The sequence below is a fragment of the Flavicella sp. genome, assembly GCF_029238425.1.
In the GTDB taxonomy this organism is placed as follows: domain Bacteria; phylum Bacteroidota; class Bacteroidia; order Flavobacteriales; family Flavobacteriaceae; genus Flavicella.
Window position 1 is genome coordinate 1 of sequence record NZ_JAQWGB010000138.1, and the last position, 14,640, is coordinate 14,640.

Here is a 14,640-nt window from a genome sequence, read left to right on the forward strand (position 1 = left end):
AAAAAAGGTAAAACTATTTGAATTCAATGCCAATATAAAAACCATTGACGACTTGAAAGTTGGGCAAATTCTTCCAGGAATTGTAAATAATGTTACAAATTTTGGGTGTTTTGTAAATATTGGAATTAAAGAAAGCGGACTCGTTCATATTTCAAAACTGAAGAAAGGGTATGTAGGCAATGTAAGTGATGTTGTGCATTTAAATCAACATGTACAAGTAAAAGTAGAAGAAGTAGATATTGCCAGAAAGCGTATTCAGCTCGCGATGAATTTTGATTGACACAATTTTTTTAGAGTCATAAAATATTTTTTGACCCAATAGATTCTTGTAACATTCTCCAATAATTTTAGGTTACAAAGAATCATTTTATTAGGATCAAGTTTTTATCTACTTTAAATAAAACACTTATTATTAGCCCCGTACCAAAAAAACATCAAAACATACTCAAAGAAAGGAAAAATATGTAAGGGTGGTATCTTCTCTCATTGTATCTTGGCTCGTCAAATCAATTTACAATCATGAGAAAAACTATTTTCTTTTTTCTACTTGCCATTCATTCCTGTTTAATTTTCTCACAATCAGATTTTAGAGAGGGCTACATCATAAATCAAACTAACGATACCATTAAGGGATTTATTGATTACAGAGGAAACAAGTCAAATGCTACTAAATGCTTTTTCAAGAAAAACCTTGCATCAGAAACAATTATCTACAAACCTGAAATGATTCTTTCTTACCGTTTTGAAAATAACAAATACTACATATCAAAACGTATAAAAAATAAAAATTACGATAAATCATTTTTCCTAGAATATTTAATTAATGGAATTTATAGTATTTATTATTACACAGATGATTATGGAGAATTCTACTTTTTAGAGGGTGATACCGGTAAACTTGTTGCTTTAAAAAATGACGAACAAAAATTGAAAGTAGATAAAGTTTCCTATGTAAAAGAATCTAAACAATACATTGGAATTTTAAAGTACTCATTTAGAGAAAGTCCAAAAATTTCAAGAAAAGCTGAATTCATCAAACTAAATCATAAGTCACTTATAGATATTACTGAAGATTACCATAAGGAAGTATGCTCAGATAAAGCCTGCATCATCTACAAAAAAAAGATTCCAAAAACAAAAAAGGCATTTGGGTTGGTTATTGGAGCAAATGCAACAATGATATCAATTAATAAAAATGCACCTCATGTTCCATATGCTTTTAAAAATGCTGAATTTGGAGTAAACATGTCTCCAGCAATTGGTGTTTTCTTTGAAAGAAACCTACCTCTTATAAATGAACGCGTTTACCTAATGTACCAGGCCACATATTCCTATTTAAAACTTGAAAATTCAAATCAGTATTACGGTGGACCAAATTATTTTACTTTTGACAATACTATAAAATATTCTCAAAACACTTTGAATAATTTATTTATTATGAAATATGTATTCTCAAAAAAGAAAATTCAACCCAACATTCAAGTGGGTGGTTTTTTGAATTATAGCTTTCAATCGGACTACGAAAGAAAAGAAGTTGTTTATTTTGAATGGGGACAAACATATGACTCCAGAACTTATACAAACAATCCTTTTAACAAAATAGACTATGGTTTGAGTCTTGGAACTGGATTTTCCAAAATTATGAAAAACAAGAAAAAAATGTTTATTGATCTACAATACAAACTTGGTTTCGGCTTTTTCCAAGGAATGACAACCAATGTTATATCTATAAATTGTGGATTTCAATTAGGTAAATAATGGTGCCTTACAGCGGTATAGCATAAGTATTCTTAATCTCTCCCATGACAAATGTACTATGAGCACTACCAATATTTTGGACAGAACCAAGATGATTCAAAACAAAATTTTGGTAATGTTTCATGTCCTTGACCAACACTTTTAAAAGGAAATCATAATCCCCAGAAATATTATAACATTCTGTAACCTCATCCAAGGTCATTATATCTTTTACAAATTTATTTCCAATTTCTCTTGTATGCTCTTTTAAAGTAATATTGCAAAAAACAATCAAACACTTATCCAATTTTTCGGCATCTAAAATGGCCACATATTTTTTTATGTAACCTTCTTTTTGCAACTTTTTCACTCTCTCAAAAACAGGAGTTGGAGATAAATTTACTTTGGCTGCAAGCTCTTTGGTAGTTAAATCTGAATTGTTTTGAAGAATTTTTAGAATCCTTAAATCTATAGTATCTATTTTCATAAAACATATTATGTAAAAAAGGCGCAAGAACCTCATTCAGATTAATCATCTTTATTTTGATTCAAAAATAGCATAATCCTCTAATAAAAACTAAAAAATTAATGAGCTCCTCCATAAAAAATCAACAAACTAGTTACAACTGTAATTTCTATAAAATAAAATAGGGCTTTCAAATTAATGAAAGCCCTATATATAAATAAATCCTACCCCTAAGATCTAATTACTATATTTTGATTCTTATTTATATTGACATAAATAAGAAGTTTGTCCTACTGATTTTACTTTAAAAGAACTATTAGCTTCTACCTCAAAAGACGTGCCGGTTTTAAATGATTTCCATTCAGTCTCTCCAGGCAGCAACGCAACTAATTCTCCTTCTACAACAATCATAGTCTCATGAGAAGAAGTTCCAAACTCATAATCTCCAGGTTCCATAACACCTACAGTAGAATTACCTGTTGCAGATTTATATCCTAAAGACTTTACTTTTGAGTCAAAATATTCATTTGATGAAATCATAATCTTTTTTTTACATTGGGTTGCAAAGATAGATTAAGTTCTCATTTATGCAAACAGATTCAATATTATCCTAACGTTAAGAAAATGAACTTCTTAAAAGAGCACGTTTTCTCATCACATTATTTTTTTGTAAAAAGCACCACAAACTCCTATTAACACTAGGTTAACTTAAAAAACAACAATGATTAAAAACAAATACTTATGTCAAAACTAAACCCTTTTATTGCGAAAATAAAAGGGTAAAATAGGAGTTTAATACAGAATATTTGAGATATTCTGTCCTCTGATGGATATCAAAAATCTATTATTTCTTCTTATAACGTAATTTTCCAGTTTCAATTTCAACAGCTGTTCTCGCTAAAATGGTAAACACAAACGCACCTAAAGCCCATATCCCTAAAGTAACACCAATTTCAATGCCTGTGGGAGTATATTCTGCGATTTTACCATAAGGCCCTGGAATAAAACCAGGAACGATCAATCCGAATCCTTTCTCAATCCAAATTGCGACAAAAAGCATAAAACAACAAATATATAGGATGGTAAAATTATTCCTAAACTTATGAAAAGTAAGGGTTATAGTAGCCAAAATATTCATAGGAATGGATGTCCAAATCCAAGGAAGAAGTGCATTTTTTCCGTCCAATCCAAAAAATAAATAGTAAGCACTTTCACTATGGTGTGTCGGTGCATAAAATTCTTTAAACAACTCAGACACCAACATTATTAGATTTATTTGAGCAGCAACTACAACTACCAAAGCTATTTTTTTTATGGTCTTATCTTCTATCTTAAACTCCGTATGGGAACGAATCATAGCCAAAACCAGAATAATCAATGCTGGTCCCGCTGCAAAAGCCGATGCCAAAAAACGTGGTCCTAACAAGGCGTTATTCCAAAAAGGACGAGCCTGCAAACCTTGATATAAAAATGCGGTTACTAAGTGAATTCCAACTGCCCAAAAAACAGATAATATTGCTCCTGGAACATATACTTTAGACAAAGCCTCTTTGCCTTGGTAATGACGAAACAGAATATAAAATGGAATTGTAATATTGATAAACAAATATCCATTTAAAACCAATACATCCCAAGTCAACATTGAATTAGGAAAATTAAACACACCGATTCCTGGAATCATATGCCATAAAACAGAAGGGCCTCCCATATCCGCTACCACAAAAGCCAAACACATAATCAAGGCGGCTACTGCAAGTCCTTCCCCTATTAAAACTGCTCGCTTAAAATCCACATCATGTAGAACATAAGTTGGCATGACGAGCATTACCGCCGCTGCCGCAACTCCTACCAAAAAGGTGAAATTAGAAATATACAAGCCCCAACTCACACGATTTGTCATACCGGTAACTTGCAATCCTTCTTCCAACTGAATAGAATAACAATACATACCAGCCAACATAACCGCAGTCAAAAAGGCCATCCACAAATGATATTTTTTGGTACCATGGGTAATGATATCCAGGCTATCCACCACTAAACTTTTAAAAACTTTTAAATTTCCCATTTAAGTCAATTTATAAATGATCTAATTTTTTATTTATTAATCCATGTAATACCAGAACTTAGGCTCTGTACCTAAATCTTCCTTCAACCTGAACACTTTTTTATTTTCCAACACCCAACGAATCGTACTATTCGGATCCAATAAGTTTCCAAACACTCTTGCCCCGGTTGGACAGGCTTCAACACAGGCAGGGTTCTGACCTTCTCTAGAACGCTGGATACAGAAAGTACATTTTTCCATCACTCCCTTCTTTCTCAATCTATTTCCTAAATAATGTTGATTCTTATTAATTTCTTCTTTTGGCACCTCTGGTTTGCTCCAATTGAATCGCCTACCATCATAAGGACAAGCCGCCATACAATACCTACAACCCACGCACCAATCATAATCTACTACAACAATACCATCTGGTTCTTTCCAAGTAGCTTGAACTGGACAAACTTCCACACAAGGAGGGTTATCGCAATGAAAACATTGAGTTCCCATATAAAAATGTCCTTCAGCTGGAACTTCATGGTAATAATTATCATCCGCTTCATTAAAATTCAAGGCCATTCCTTCCTTCATTTCATGAATTCTGATATATTCCATCTGGGAATTTCTATCCTGATTATTCTCAGTTACACAAGCACTGACACAATCCATATATCCTTGACATTTGGAAATATTAAAAGCATAACCAAACAATACTCCCTCCTCAGCAGATTTAGAAGACATGTCTAAAGTGTCTTTTGTATTCAATTGATGCGAGCGTACCAATCTGTCAACGGTTGCTTTCTTTTCATCCTCGCTCATCAACTTATAATTTCCTTTAAACTGTTCCTCCCAGTCTATTTGAGCTTTTTCTTTAGCTTCATCTCCGGAAGTAACACTGCACGAAGTGGATATAGCCCCTGCTCCCACCAATAAACTCGCTGTCAATTGCTTAAAGGCATTTCTTCTATCCATAGTAGCTCCCATCACTTGATCAAACCCATCTACAGGTTTCGCTACTTCGGTTGCACTGTGAGAACCACAACCACCGGATGTTTTTCCACAACCACAACCACCGGATTTAGGTTCTGTTTTTTTCTTGTTGGAAAGCTTTAATGAAAACCATTTATTCTTTTTCTCGCTCATATTTTTTAGGATATAAAAACACTTGGTGTTTGGTTATTTTCTTTCTTGTTTCTTTTGTGTATTGTATTTTGCTGGCCATCTAGGTTCAAAACTTGGACTATGCGGATTATGGCAATTTGTACAAGTCATAGAAGCCCTTGGAGGTGCCCAACTCTCAATTTTTTTACCGTGAGCTCCGCCTTTCCAATCTTCAAATTGTTTAGAATGACATTGACTACATACTTTATAACTCAAATTAAAATCAACTGAATTCCCCGTCAAAGTCTTTAACGCATCCATGTTTTTTGTATCATGACAGGTAGCACAATTCATAATATCAGAATTCGCGTGTTTTAGACTGATGTTCCAATGTCCTTTCTTAGCATCTTTTCCTTTTATTTTTTCCAATTCATCCGTATGACATTCCGTACAAGCATAAGATGTAATCTGACTTTTTCTATCCGGAATCATAAAAGTATGGGTCCCTTCCGTAATTTCAATCAGATTCATTTCTGCCAAATATTGATCCGATGAAATGCTCGTTCCTTTGTAATGCTTACTTTCTGCTTTTATTTTATCCGTTACCTTATGGTATTCTTCGTTATGATGTTTACAAGAAATCATAGAAATCAATGCAAAGGCAATAGACAATGATTTTGTCATGGTTTTCACATAATCCTTATGCAAGGTTTTTCTTGTTTTCATAATGGCCTTTCTTCTTCTTAGCTCCTTAATTCTATCAAAGAGTACCGAAATATTTGTTGTTTGTATTCCCATAGATTATTCTCTTATAAAAATTCCGATATCAGTAACTTCTTTATTATTTAGAACATGGCACTGTCTACAATTCACTCTCTCTGGATGTGTAACACGTATTTCTTTCGGCGCGCTTGGACCTGCATGACATGCCAAACAATTTTCTCTCAATTGAATTTGATGTGGTATTACCGGTGGACTTCCAGGCAATGCATTATTCACCCCAACCTTAGGTGCGGGCACTTTTTCAAAATTCGTTGACTTGAATAAATTATTTGATTTTACAGGCACATGACATTGTCTACAATTCTCATAATCTGGATGTGGTGTCACAGGAGCATAGGCGTTCAATTTTTTAACAAAACCACCATTTTCATGACATTTCAAACAATCTTTTCCTCCCATGCTTCTCTCACTTTCTACAGGATGAGGGATGCTAGGTGGTGCCCCATGATAAGCTCTATTATTATAATAGGTCTTTAAACTTCTTTGATGTGTTTCATCAATTGGCATTTTAGCATAATCTAAAGCAAATTCAGATCTCTTAAACACCCCTTCCTCTGAAGGAATAATACGCATGGGTTCTCTTTCTTCAAGAGGAATATATGCATGCTCTAAGCCCAATTCATAACTTCTATTCCATACGGTTAGAAATGAAATTAGAAGAATGGCAAATAGTGATATGATACCTATTCTTTTCATAGTTATGCTTTTTCTACTTTAACGGCACATTTTTTATAATCAGGCTGTTTTGAAATTGGACAAAACGCATCCAAAGTCAAATCGTTGATCAACATATTTTCATCAAAAAACGGCACAAAAACTTGTCCTTTCTCTGGAACTCCTCTTTCCTTTACAGAAGCAGGCAATTTCATAGTTCCTCTTCTAGTAGTCAGTTTTACAGCATCACCCGTTTCTATTTGCATCTTTTTAGCATCGTCCGGATGTAATTCTACATACCCATGTGGCATTGCTTTATGCAATACTGGAACTCTTCTTGTCATAGAACCAGAATGCCAATGTTCTACCACACGACCGGTACATAACCAAAAGTCAAATTCATTATCTGGTACTTCAGGAGCAGGCTCATAAGGTCTTTGCCAAATAACCGCTTTTCCATCTGGTTTCCCATAAAAATCAAAATCCTTCTCCGAATCACATGCAGGATCGTATTTAGAATTAAAACGCCATTGAGTAGATTTTCCTTCCACATAAGGCCACATTGCACCTGGTTGAGTTTTTAATACCTCCAAAGGAGCCATGGCATGTTTTTTACCTTCATGATGTCTTCTATATTCATTATAGATCTCTTCTATATGTGTCTCTTTTTTATAATAGAATTGTTTTTCAAACCCCATTCTTTTTGCAACCTCTACCAATTGCCAAGTATCACTCATGGCTTCTCCTGGTGGTTGCACCATTTGCTCAAAATACTGAGTCCTACGTTCCGAATTCCCATACATCCCTTCACGCTCTACCCACATGGCAGATGGCAAAATAACATCCGCAATATCGGTAGTTGGAGTTGGATAAATATCGGATACTACAATAAACCTACCTTCTTTTTTACAGGCATCTCTGTAACGATTCAGTTTTGGCATGGTCACCATAGGATTGGTAACCTGAATCCACATAAACTTTAAATCTCCTCTGTCCAAGGCTCTAAACATTTCCACAGTATGTAAACTTGGTTTCGGATCAATGTTCTCAACAGGAACATCCCAAATCTCAGCCGCAAACTCTCTATGCTTTTTATTCATAACCACCCCATGAGGCAATTTATGTGTCAAGGTTCCTACTTCACGAACAGTACCACAAGCACTTGGCTGACCGGTTAATGAAAAAGGACTGTTTCCAGGAGTTGAAATTTTACCTGTCAATAAGTGAATATTATACACTAAATTATTAATCCAAGTTCCACGTGTATGCTGATTCATTCCCATACACCATAGAGACATCACTTTCTTATTTGGATCTCCATAATAAGCAGCCATATATTTGATATCCTTTGCAGATACACCTGAAATTTTCTCAACTTTCTCTGGAGAATAATCTTCTAAAAACTCTCTATAAGCCTCAAAATCTATTTTTTCTGGCTTGTCGTTAAAACTGTACTTGTCTTCCAAACCATATCCCATATCCGTTAGCCCTTTGCTAAAGCTACAATGGTTCTCTACAAATGATTTATTGACCCATCCATTTTTAATAATCTCATAACAAATGGAGTTCGCAACCGCTAAATCCGATTGAGGGTTAAATATAATCGACTTATCTGCAGCCATACTGGTTCTTGTAGTACGGGTAGCAAAATCTATAATTTTTACTTTTCTTTTTAATCTTTGATCTAACAATCTAGAAAATAATACTGGGTGCATCTCTGCCATGTTATTTCCCCACAACACAAATACATCTGCATGATCTATATCTTCATAACATCCCATGGGCTCATCGATTCCAAAAGAAGTCATAAAACCGGTTACAGCACTTGCCATACACAAACGAGCGTTGGCTTCTACATTATTAGTCCCAATACAACCTTTAAATAATTTAGAGGCAACATAACCATCAGGAATTGTCCACTGACCCGAACCATAAATAGACACAGCATCTTTCCCGAAATCTTTGATAGTAGCCTGCATCTTTTCAGCTATCAAATCCAAAGCTTCCTTCATACTGGTTTTTACATATTTTCCGTTTTTCTTGACTAACGGATGTGTCAACCTATCTTTTCCATACATCGCCATTACGGAGTGGTATCCTTTTACACAACACAAGCCTTTGTTCACCGAAGATTTTGGATCTCCTTTTACCGCAACTGCCTTTCCATTTTCTACACCCACCAATACACCACAACCTACACCACAAAAACGGCAAGGGGCTTTTTTCCAATCTAAATTTGCACCTTTAGGCAATCCTCTTTCTTGTTCCTCTGCAAATAAAATTCCTGGAAACATAGTTGCAGCAGCTGTCATTGCCGACAAAACAGCCATTTTTTTAATAAAGTCTCTTCTGTTAGTTAAAGTAGATGTATACATAGAAATTTAATTTTTTGAAGCGTTAAATCCAGAAACCAAAGCCAACAATTTGATACTACTAATAGTATTCAATTGTTCTTGCAAATTATCTTCTTGTAAATTCGATTCTGTATCGGTAATCAGAATCAATAATTCTTTATTTTCAGCAGGAATGACTTCACAGTGATCTAAAGAAGCTAGAGTTTGCATTAATTCTGTTTTTTTACCTTGGTGTGGATGAGCTAAGTAACTTTTTATAGGCATAATTTAATTTTAATAGAATTATAGTATAAAGAACCTGCTAAAATGCAGCTTATGACATGATAATTATCATGCTCAGCAAAACAATGCTCTTAAATTTACAAAAATCATTTGTTTATAACATTCTTGATAACTCTTAACAGCTAATTTATTTTCTATCTAAATAATTAGATATTTTTATAAAGGACTAAATAGTCTTTTATGAAACTTAAACAAACATCAATGTATTATTATGATTTTCAGGTGGTCCTTCAAGAAGTGCCAGGAGAAATAAGCCTATGCTTTTCCATATGTGGTTGTCAATTAAAATGTAAAGGCTGCCACTCTTCTCACCTATGGAAAGAATCCAATGGAAAAATTCTACTCTTAAATAATTATTTAGAAATTTTAAATAAATACAGAAATTACGCGACTTGTGTATTGTTTATGGGTGGAGAATGGCATGAGGATGAATTGATAGAAATGCTTCAAATGGCACGTCACAAAAAATACAAAACTTGTTTATATACCGGAGAAGAATCTATTTCTAAAAACTTAATGGAACAGTTAAGCTTTCTCAAAACCGGAAAATGGAATCCCGAATTAGGTGGATTAGATAGCCCAACCACCAATCAAAAATTCATAGACATCCAACTTAAAAAAAATCTCAATTACTTATTTTCAAAAAATTAAAATATGATACGACTCACAGAGAAACAAGTGGACAAAAAAATTAATTTCATCGATCGATACATCAACTCATCAAACGCTGCGGATGGCTCAAAAGTAGATGCCAATGCAAATGTGACTTCTAAGAACATTGCTACCATGGAAGCAGAACTCAACAAAGACATCAATATACAAGTAAACAGAGCTTTGGTGACTAGAAAAATTAAAGAACTATTTGGAGAAGCAACTGCAGAAGAATACTTGCGTCAGATTGAGGCTCATGAAATTTATGTGCATGATGAAACTTCTCTAAAACCATATTGTGTATCTATTAGTATGTATCCCTTTTTATTTGATGGACTTACCAAACTCGGTGGAGAGAGTCAGGCTCCGCAGCATTTAGAAAGTTTTTGCGGTGAATTTGTAAACTTAGTTTTTGCCATTAGCTCGCAATTTGCTGGAGCTTTAGCTACCGTTGAGTTCTTGATGTATTTTGACCATTTTGCTGCTAGAGATTATGGAAAAGACTATTTAGAAACCAATACAGATATTATTGAAAACCACCTTCAGCATGTAGTTTACGCGGTAAATCAACCCGCAGCAGCCAGAGGATATCAATCTGTTTTTTGGAATATCTCTTTATATGATGAAGCATATTTCAATAGCATGTTCGGAGATTTTGTTTTTCCTGACATGAAAAAACCTAAATGGGAAAGCTTAAAGAAACTACAAGAATTTTTTATGAAATGGTTCAACCAAGAAAGAACCAAAGCCATTTTAACTTTTCCGGTTGTGACCGCTGCCATGTTAACCAAAGAAGGTGCCCCTGTAGATGCTAGTTTTACAGAAATGTGCGCCCAGGAATTAAGTGAAGGAAATTCCTTTTTTATCTATCAATCTGAAAACGCAGATAGTTTAGCTTCTTGTTGCAGGTTAAGAAATGAAATCAGCGATAATACGTTTAGTTATTCATTAGGAGCGGGTGGAGTGGCTACTGGATCTATCAATGTGATTACTCTAAACATGAATCGACTTATTCAAAAAGACGCCAATATTGTAGAGGAAGTTCAAAAAATTCACAAGTACCAAGCAGCCTATAGAACTTTAATTCAAGAATATATGGACGCTGGTTTGTTGCCAGTCTACCAAGCTGGTTATATCTCATTGGACAAGCAGTTTTTAACTATAGGAATTAATGGTATGGTAGAAGCAGCGGAAAGCAAAGGTTATACTGCAGGAAACAACGCGGACTATAAAAAGTTTGTGAATCATTACCTGAAACAAATTTTTGATGAGAACAAAAAAGCCAAAGAAGAGTATGGGTATATGTTCAATACCGAATTTGTCCCCGCAGAAAATCTGGGTGTAAAAAATGCCAAATGGGACAAACAAGATGGACTTGCTGTTTCAAGAGATTGTTACAACTCATATTTCTATGCTGTTGAAGACAATGACATCAATACCTTGGATAAAATTATACTCCATGGAAACGAAATTATCAAATACTTAGATGGAGGCTCAGCTTTGCATTTAAATCTTGAAGAAGCTCCAAATAAAGAAGGGTTTATAAAATTGATACATGCTACTGCAAAGGCCGGATGTAATTATTACTGCTTCAATATAAAAATCACCGTTTGTAGAGATTGTAATCATATTGACAAACAAACCAAATATAGTTGTGAGAAATGCGATTCAGAAAATGTTGATCATGCAACAAGAGTAATAGGATATCTTAAAAAAGTAGCTAGTTTTAGTTCTGACCGCCAAAAAGAACACCAACTTAGACATTATCATACAGATGAGAAAAGTGCATTAGTTTAAACCCAAAAAAAGCCCCATGGAATTAAACCATGGGGCTCTTTAATATTATATTCTAATGGTTATTTCTTAACGAATTTAGAAGTAGCTACTCCGCTCGCTGAAGTCAATCTAATTACATAAACACCACTAGTCAAACTAGAAACATCTACGCTACCGTTTACCTCGCTATTAGTTAACACTGTATTTCCAACTAAATCTACTATTTGAACTGAAGCAATCTCCTCTTCGGTTGCAATAGTTAATTCATTTTGTACAGGGTTAGGATAGATTCCGAAATCAAATGCATTACCAGCATTTACTGACGCTGTCGATGAATCTGAAACTAATAATTTATCTACATAGACATGAGCACCATCTGAAATTTCAGAACTATCATTTTTTCTAAAAATTACCTGCCAATTTTCTAAACTACTAACTAACCATCTAGATTCAGTTATTTCAATATTATAGGTTGTAAATTGAGTTGATGCATTCGTTGAGATCGAATAATTTACAGCATTAAACCATCCCGTTCCATCTTTTCCTCTTACACGAAATAAATCAATTTGAGAAGACTCATTACTAACGATTATCTGAATAAACTTATAGTTCTGTCCGTTTAATGGTTTAGTATCATCTGGCGCATACATTACGGCATTTTTAGAATCCACAGCATAGGTTATGTCCAAAGCTCCATTTGGATTGTTACCAAATGAAGATGACCAAGGACCGGCAGCAGATCCCGATGTCCAACCTTCCCATGTTATGCCATCAAAATTATAATCTAAATCTTGAGCATTGGATTTCCCATATGAAATTAATGCTATTGTTAAAATGATTGTGTTAAGTAATCTTGTTTTCATGATAAATAAAATTAAAGTTATACTCGCAAAACTAAACCCTTAACAATCATATATTTGAATCTACATTACCCAAGAACCTCACTATTTTACCCTAAAAAAACACCACTCCCTAAACAGTTAAAAATGAACTGGTTATTGATAAAATTGAGGAATCATATAGGTTTTATTGTTATTAATTTACAAGTGTTATAAATGATAAAAACCCAATGATGAAAACAAGACTACTTAAAACTACATGGCTATTTATTTTAATTGTATTACCACTTATTGGATTTACACAGACGTATGACTTTAGCAGTGGCACTCAAAGCTGGGTGAAAGGTTATGGATGGAGCTTTAACCTTAGAAAGAGCAGGTAATGGAAATGCTAACATAAGAAGAGGTCAAGGTGGAGATGATACATTTGTTGTTCTAGATAGAGCAACGGTAAGTATTGTAAAAATTCGTTTGAAAAACGAAACGGCTGCCACACAACTTCGTATTCAAGGACTTTCTAGAACTGATGGAACCACTGGAGAAGGAACTGCATTTAGCAATATTTCATACACAATTTCTGCTGAAATGACAGAGTACCAAACAATTTTCATTGACGTAACAAGTATTCCCGTCAATGATGAAGTTACGCGTTTAGACATCTTGGTTAGAGAAAACCAAGACAATGATGGAGTTGGAACAAAATGTATTTTTGACGAAATTGAATTTCAAGCTGCACCTATTACAACTTATTCAACTATTACTTCCAACCCAAGTTTCGAAGATGCAGAATACATCCACGAATGGACTTCTGACACCAAACCGTACGGAACCTCTGAAGTAGTGTCTGACGAAAACCACGGTACAGGAACTAATTCTTTAAAACTTACATTAACTGACACGCAAACAAATTGGTGGGCCACCACAAACAATAATGTAGTAGATCTAGGACAAACTTATGCTGAAGGAACCGTAGTCGAAACCAAATTATGGATTAAATCTAATATTGTTGGAGATATAAATTTGTTTGTTGCCGTTATGGATGCTTCAAATAGTACTATTGTAAGTAAAACTGAGAATGGCATTTCCGACACAAATGTTGATTGGCAAGAAGTTACTTATACCTTTACATTAGGAGCTGATAAATCATTTAGTGAAGCAAAAACAAGGATAAGCTTCCCTCCAACAAATGCATTTGCAGCGGGTTCAATAATTTATATTGATGATATGACAACCACCATAACTCCACCCGTGGCTTCAACAGAAAAAAATACACTTACGGGAGTAAATATTTATCCGAACCCAGGTACAAATAATATAACTATCAACGCCCCTGAAAATAGCTATTTTGAATTATATGATATGACAGGGTTATTTATTAAGTCTGCTTCGGTATCGAATTCCACTAAAATTTCTGTAAATGATGTAAAATCAGGAATTTATTTTGCTAAAATTTCTAACGCAGGAAAAATCGCAACTATTAAAATAGTAATTGAGTAATATCTAATTTTCTTAAACAAAAAAAGGAGCTAGTTTTAGCTCCTTTTTTATAACAATTTCCTTTTAGAGAACCTCACCTTATGCACCACTTTTTGATAAAAATCTTTTTCATTCACAATAAGACATTTATCTATCTTTCTTTTTAATTCATGAAAATCCATTCTAAAATCAACTTCCGTAAACTGTACATAATCAACATCTTCCATTGAATTTAAAAATCGAGCACCTGCTTTCATTACATCTGTATCATTTTTGGTTTTTTTAATATCTAAAATACTAACAGCATTCTTTGATTCTTTTTTAAAATATTTCAGAATACTGAATGTATTGTCCGTACTTCCGTTATTTACAAAACAAAAATGCACCTTAGGGAACAACTCAATCAATCCTAAAATATTTGATAAGTTTATCCCTTTTTCAATGTTCCGACAAGGCAATATAAGTCCAATGTTCATAATT

Annotated in this window: 15 protein-coding genes; 5 read left to right on the top strand and 10 right to left on the bottom strand. The window is 34.0% G+C overall.

Annotated features, from left to right (window positions below):
* Both P8H68_RS10020 and P8H68_RS10025 read left to right on the top strand, forming a co-directional pair.
* Positions 1–280: S1 RNA-binding domain-containing protein (locus tag P8H68_RS10020; RefSeq protein ID WP_300324349.1), on the top strand; the 280-nt coding region annotated here is incomplete at its 5' end.
* 239 nt (positions 281–519) lie between these two features.
* Positions 520–1,758: a hypothetical protein gene (locus P8H68_RS10025; protein ID WP_300324351.1), complete on the top strand. Its 1,239-nt coding sequence runs from the start codon at positions 520–522 to the stop codon at positions 1,756–1,758.
* Positions 1,759–1,765: 7 nt separating this feature from the next.
* On the opposite strand, the gene P8H68_RS10030 is transcribed toward P8H68_RS10025, so the two are convergent.
* From P8H68_RS10030 to P8H68_RS10065, 8 genes are all read right to left on the bottom strand, one after another.
* Complete coding sequence (locus tag P8H68_RS10030) at positions 1,766–2,224, bottom strand: Lrp/AsnC family transcriptional regulator (protein ID WP_300324354.1); 459 nt, start codon at positions 2,222–2,224, stop codon at positions 1,766–1,768.
* Positions 2,225–2,461: 237 nt separating this feature from the next.
* Positions 2,462–2,743: a pyrimidine/purine nucleoside phosphorylase gene (locus P8H68_RS10035; RefSeq protein WP_300324357.1), complete on the bottom strand. Its 282-nt coding sequence runs from the start codon at positions 2,741–2,743 to the stop codon at positions 2,462–2,464.
* A gap of 304 nt (positions 2,744–3,047) precedes the next feature.
* Positions 3,048–4,268 carry a sulfate reduction electron transfer complex DsrMKJOP subunit DsrP gene (gene dsrP / locus P8H68_RS10040; RefSeq protein WP_300324360.1) on the bottom strand — a complete coding sequence of 407 codons (1,221 nt, stop codon included), beginning with the start codon at positions 4,266–4,268 and terminating at the stop codon, positions 3,048–3,050.
* 36 nt (positions 4,269–4,304) lie between these two features.
* A complete protein-coding gene (locus tag P8H68_RS10045; protein ID WP_300324363.1) occupies positions 4,305–5,387 on the bottom strand; it encodes a 4Fe-4S dicluster domain-containing protein in 1,083 nt (360 codons plus the stop codon).
* Between the two features lie 33 nt (positions 5,388–5,420).
* Positions 5,421–6,143 carry a multiheme c-type cytochrome gene (locus P8H68_RS10050; protein ID WP_300324366.1) on the bottom strand — a complete coding sequence of 241 codons (723 nt, stop codon included), beginning with the start codon at positions 6,141–6,143 and terminating at the stop codon, positions 5,421–5,423.
* A gap of 3 nt (positions 6,144–6,146) precedes the next feature.
* Complete coding sequence (locus P8H68_RS10055; RefSeq protein ID WP_300324368.1) at positions 6,147–6,824, bottom strand: cytochrome C; 678 nt, start codon at positions 6,822–6,824, stop codon at positions 6,147–6,149.
* A gap of 2 nt (positions 6,825–6,826) precedes the next feature.
* On the bottom strand, positions 6,827–9,157 hold the full coding sequence (locus P8H68_RS10060) for a molybdopterin-dependent oxidoreductase (protein ID WP_300324371.1): 2,331 nt from the start codon (positions 9,155–9,157) through the stop codon (positions 6,827–6,829).
* A gap of 6 nt (positions 9,158–9,163) precedes the next feature.
* Positions 9,164–9,400, bottom strand: coding sequence for a hypothetical protein (locus P8H68_RS10065; RefSeq protein ID WP_300324374.1), 237 nt, complete (start codon positions 9,398–9,400; stop codon positions 9,164–9,166).
* A gap of 198 nt (positions 9,401–9,598) precedes the next feature.
* On the opposite strand from P8H68_RS10065, the gene nrdG reads away from it, so the two are divergent.
* Together nrdG and nrdD are read left to right on the top strand one after the other, a co-directional pair.
* The gene (gene nrdG, locus P8H68_RS10070) at positions 9,599–10,069 is read left to right on the top strand and encodes an anaerobic ribonucleoside-triphosphate reductase activating protein (protein ID WP_300324377.1); all 471 of its coding nucleotides are present in this window, start codon (positions 9,599–9,601) and stop codon (positions 10,067–10,069) included.
* A 3-nt stretch (positions 10,070–10,072) separates the two neighbouring features.
* Entirely contained in the window at positions 10,073–11,866 is a 1,794-nt protein-coding gene (nrdD, locus tag P8H68_RS10075; RefSeq protein WP_300324380.1) for an anaerobic ribonucleoside-triphosphate reductase, read from the top strand.
* A gap of 59 nt (positions 11,867–11,925) precedes the next feature.
* On the opposite strand, the gene P8H68_RS10080 is transcribed toward nrdD, so the two are convergent.
* Positions 11,926–12,708 carry a T9SS type A sorting domain-containing protein gene (locus tag P8H68_RS10080; protein ID WP_300324383.1) on the bottom strand — a complete coding sequence of 261 codons (783 nt, stop codon included), beginning with the start codon at positions 12,706–12,708 and terminating at the stop codon, positions 11,926–11,928.
* A gap of 324 nt (positions 12,709–13,032) precedes the next feature.
* Here P8H68_RS10080 and P8H68_RS10085 point away from each other — a divergent pair, with 324 nt between their 5' ends.
* Positions 13,033–14,181, top strand: coding sequence for a T9SS type A sorting domain-containing protein (locus tag P8H68_RS10085; protein WP_300324386.1), 1,149 nt, complete (start codon positions 13,033–13,035; stop codon positions 14,179–14,181).
* 47 nt (positions 14,182–14,228) lie between these two features.
* On the opposite strand, the gene P8H68_RS10090 is transcribed toward P8H68_RS10085, so the two are convergent.
* Positions 14,229–14,636 carry a hypothetical protein gene (locus tag P8H68_RS10090; protein WP_300324389.1) on the bottom strand — a complete coding sequence of 136 codons (408 nt, stop codon included), beginning with the start codon at positions 14,634–14,636 and terminating at the stop codon, positions 14,229–14,231.
* Positions 14,637–14,640 lie beyond the last annotated feature (4 nt).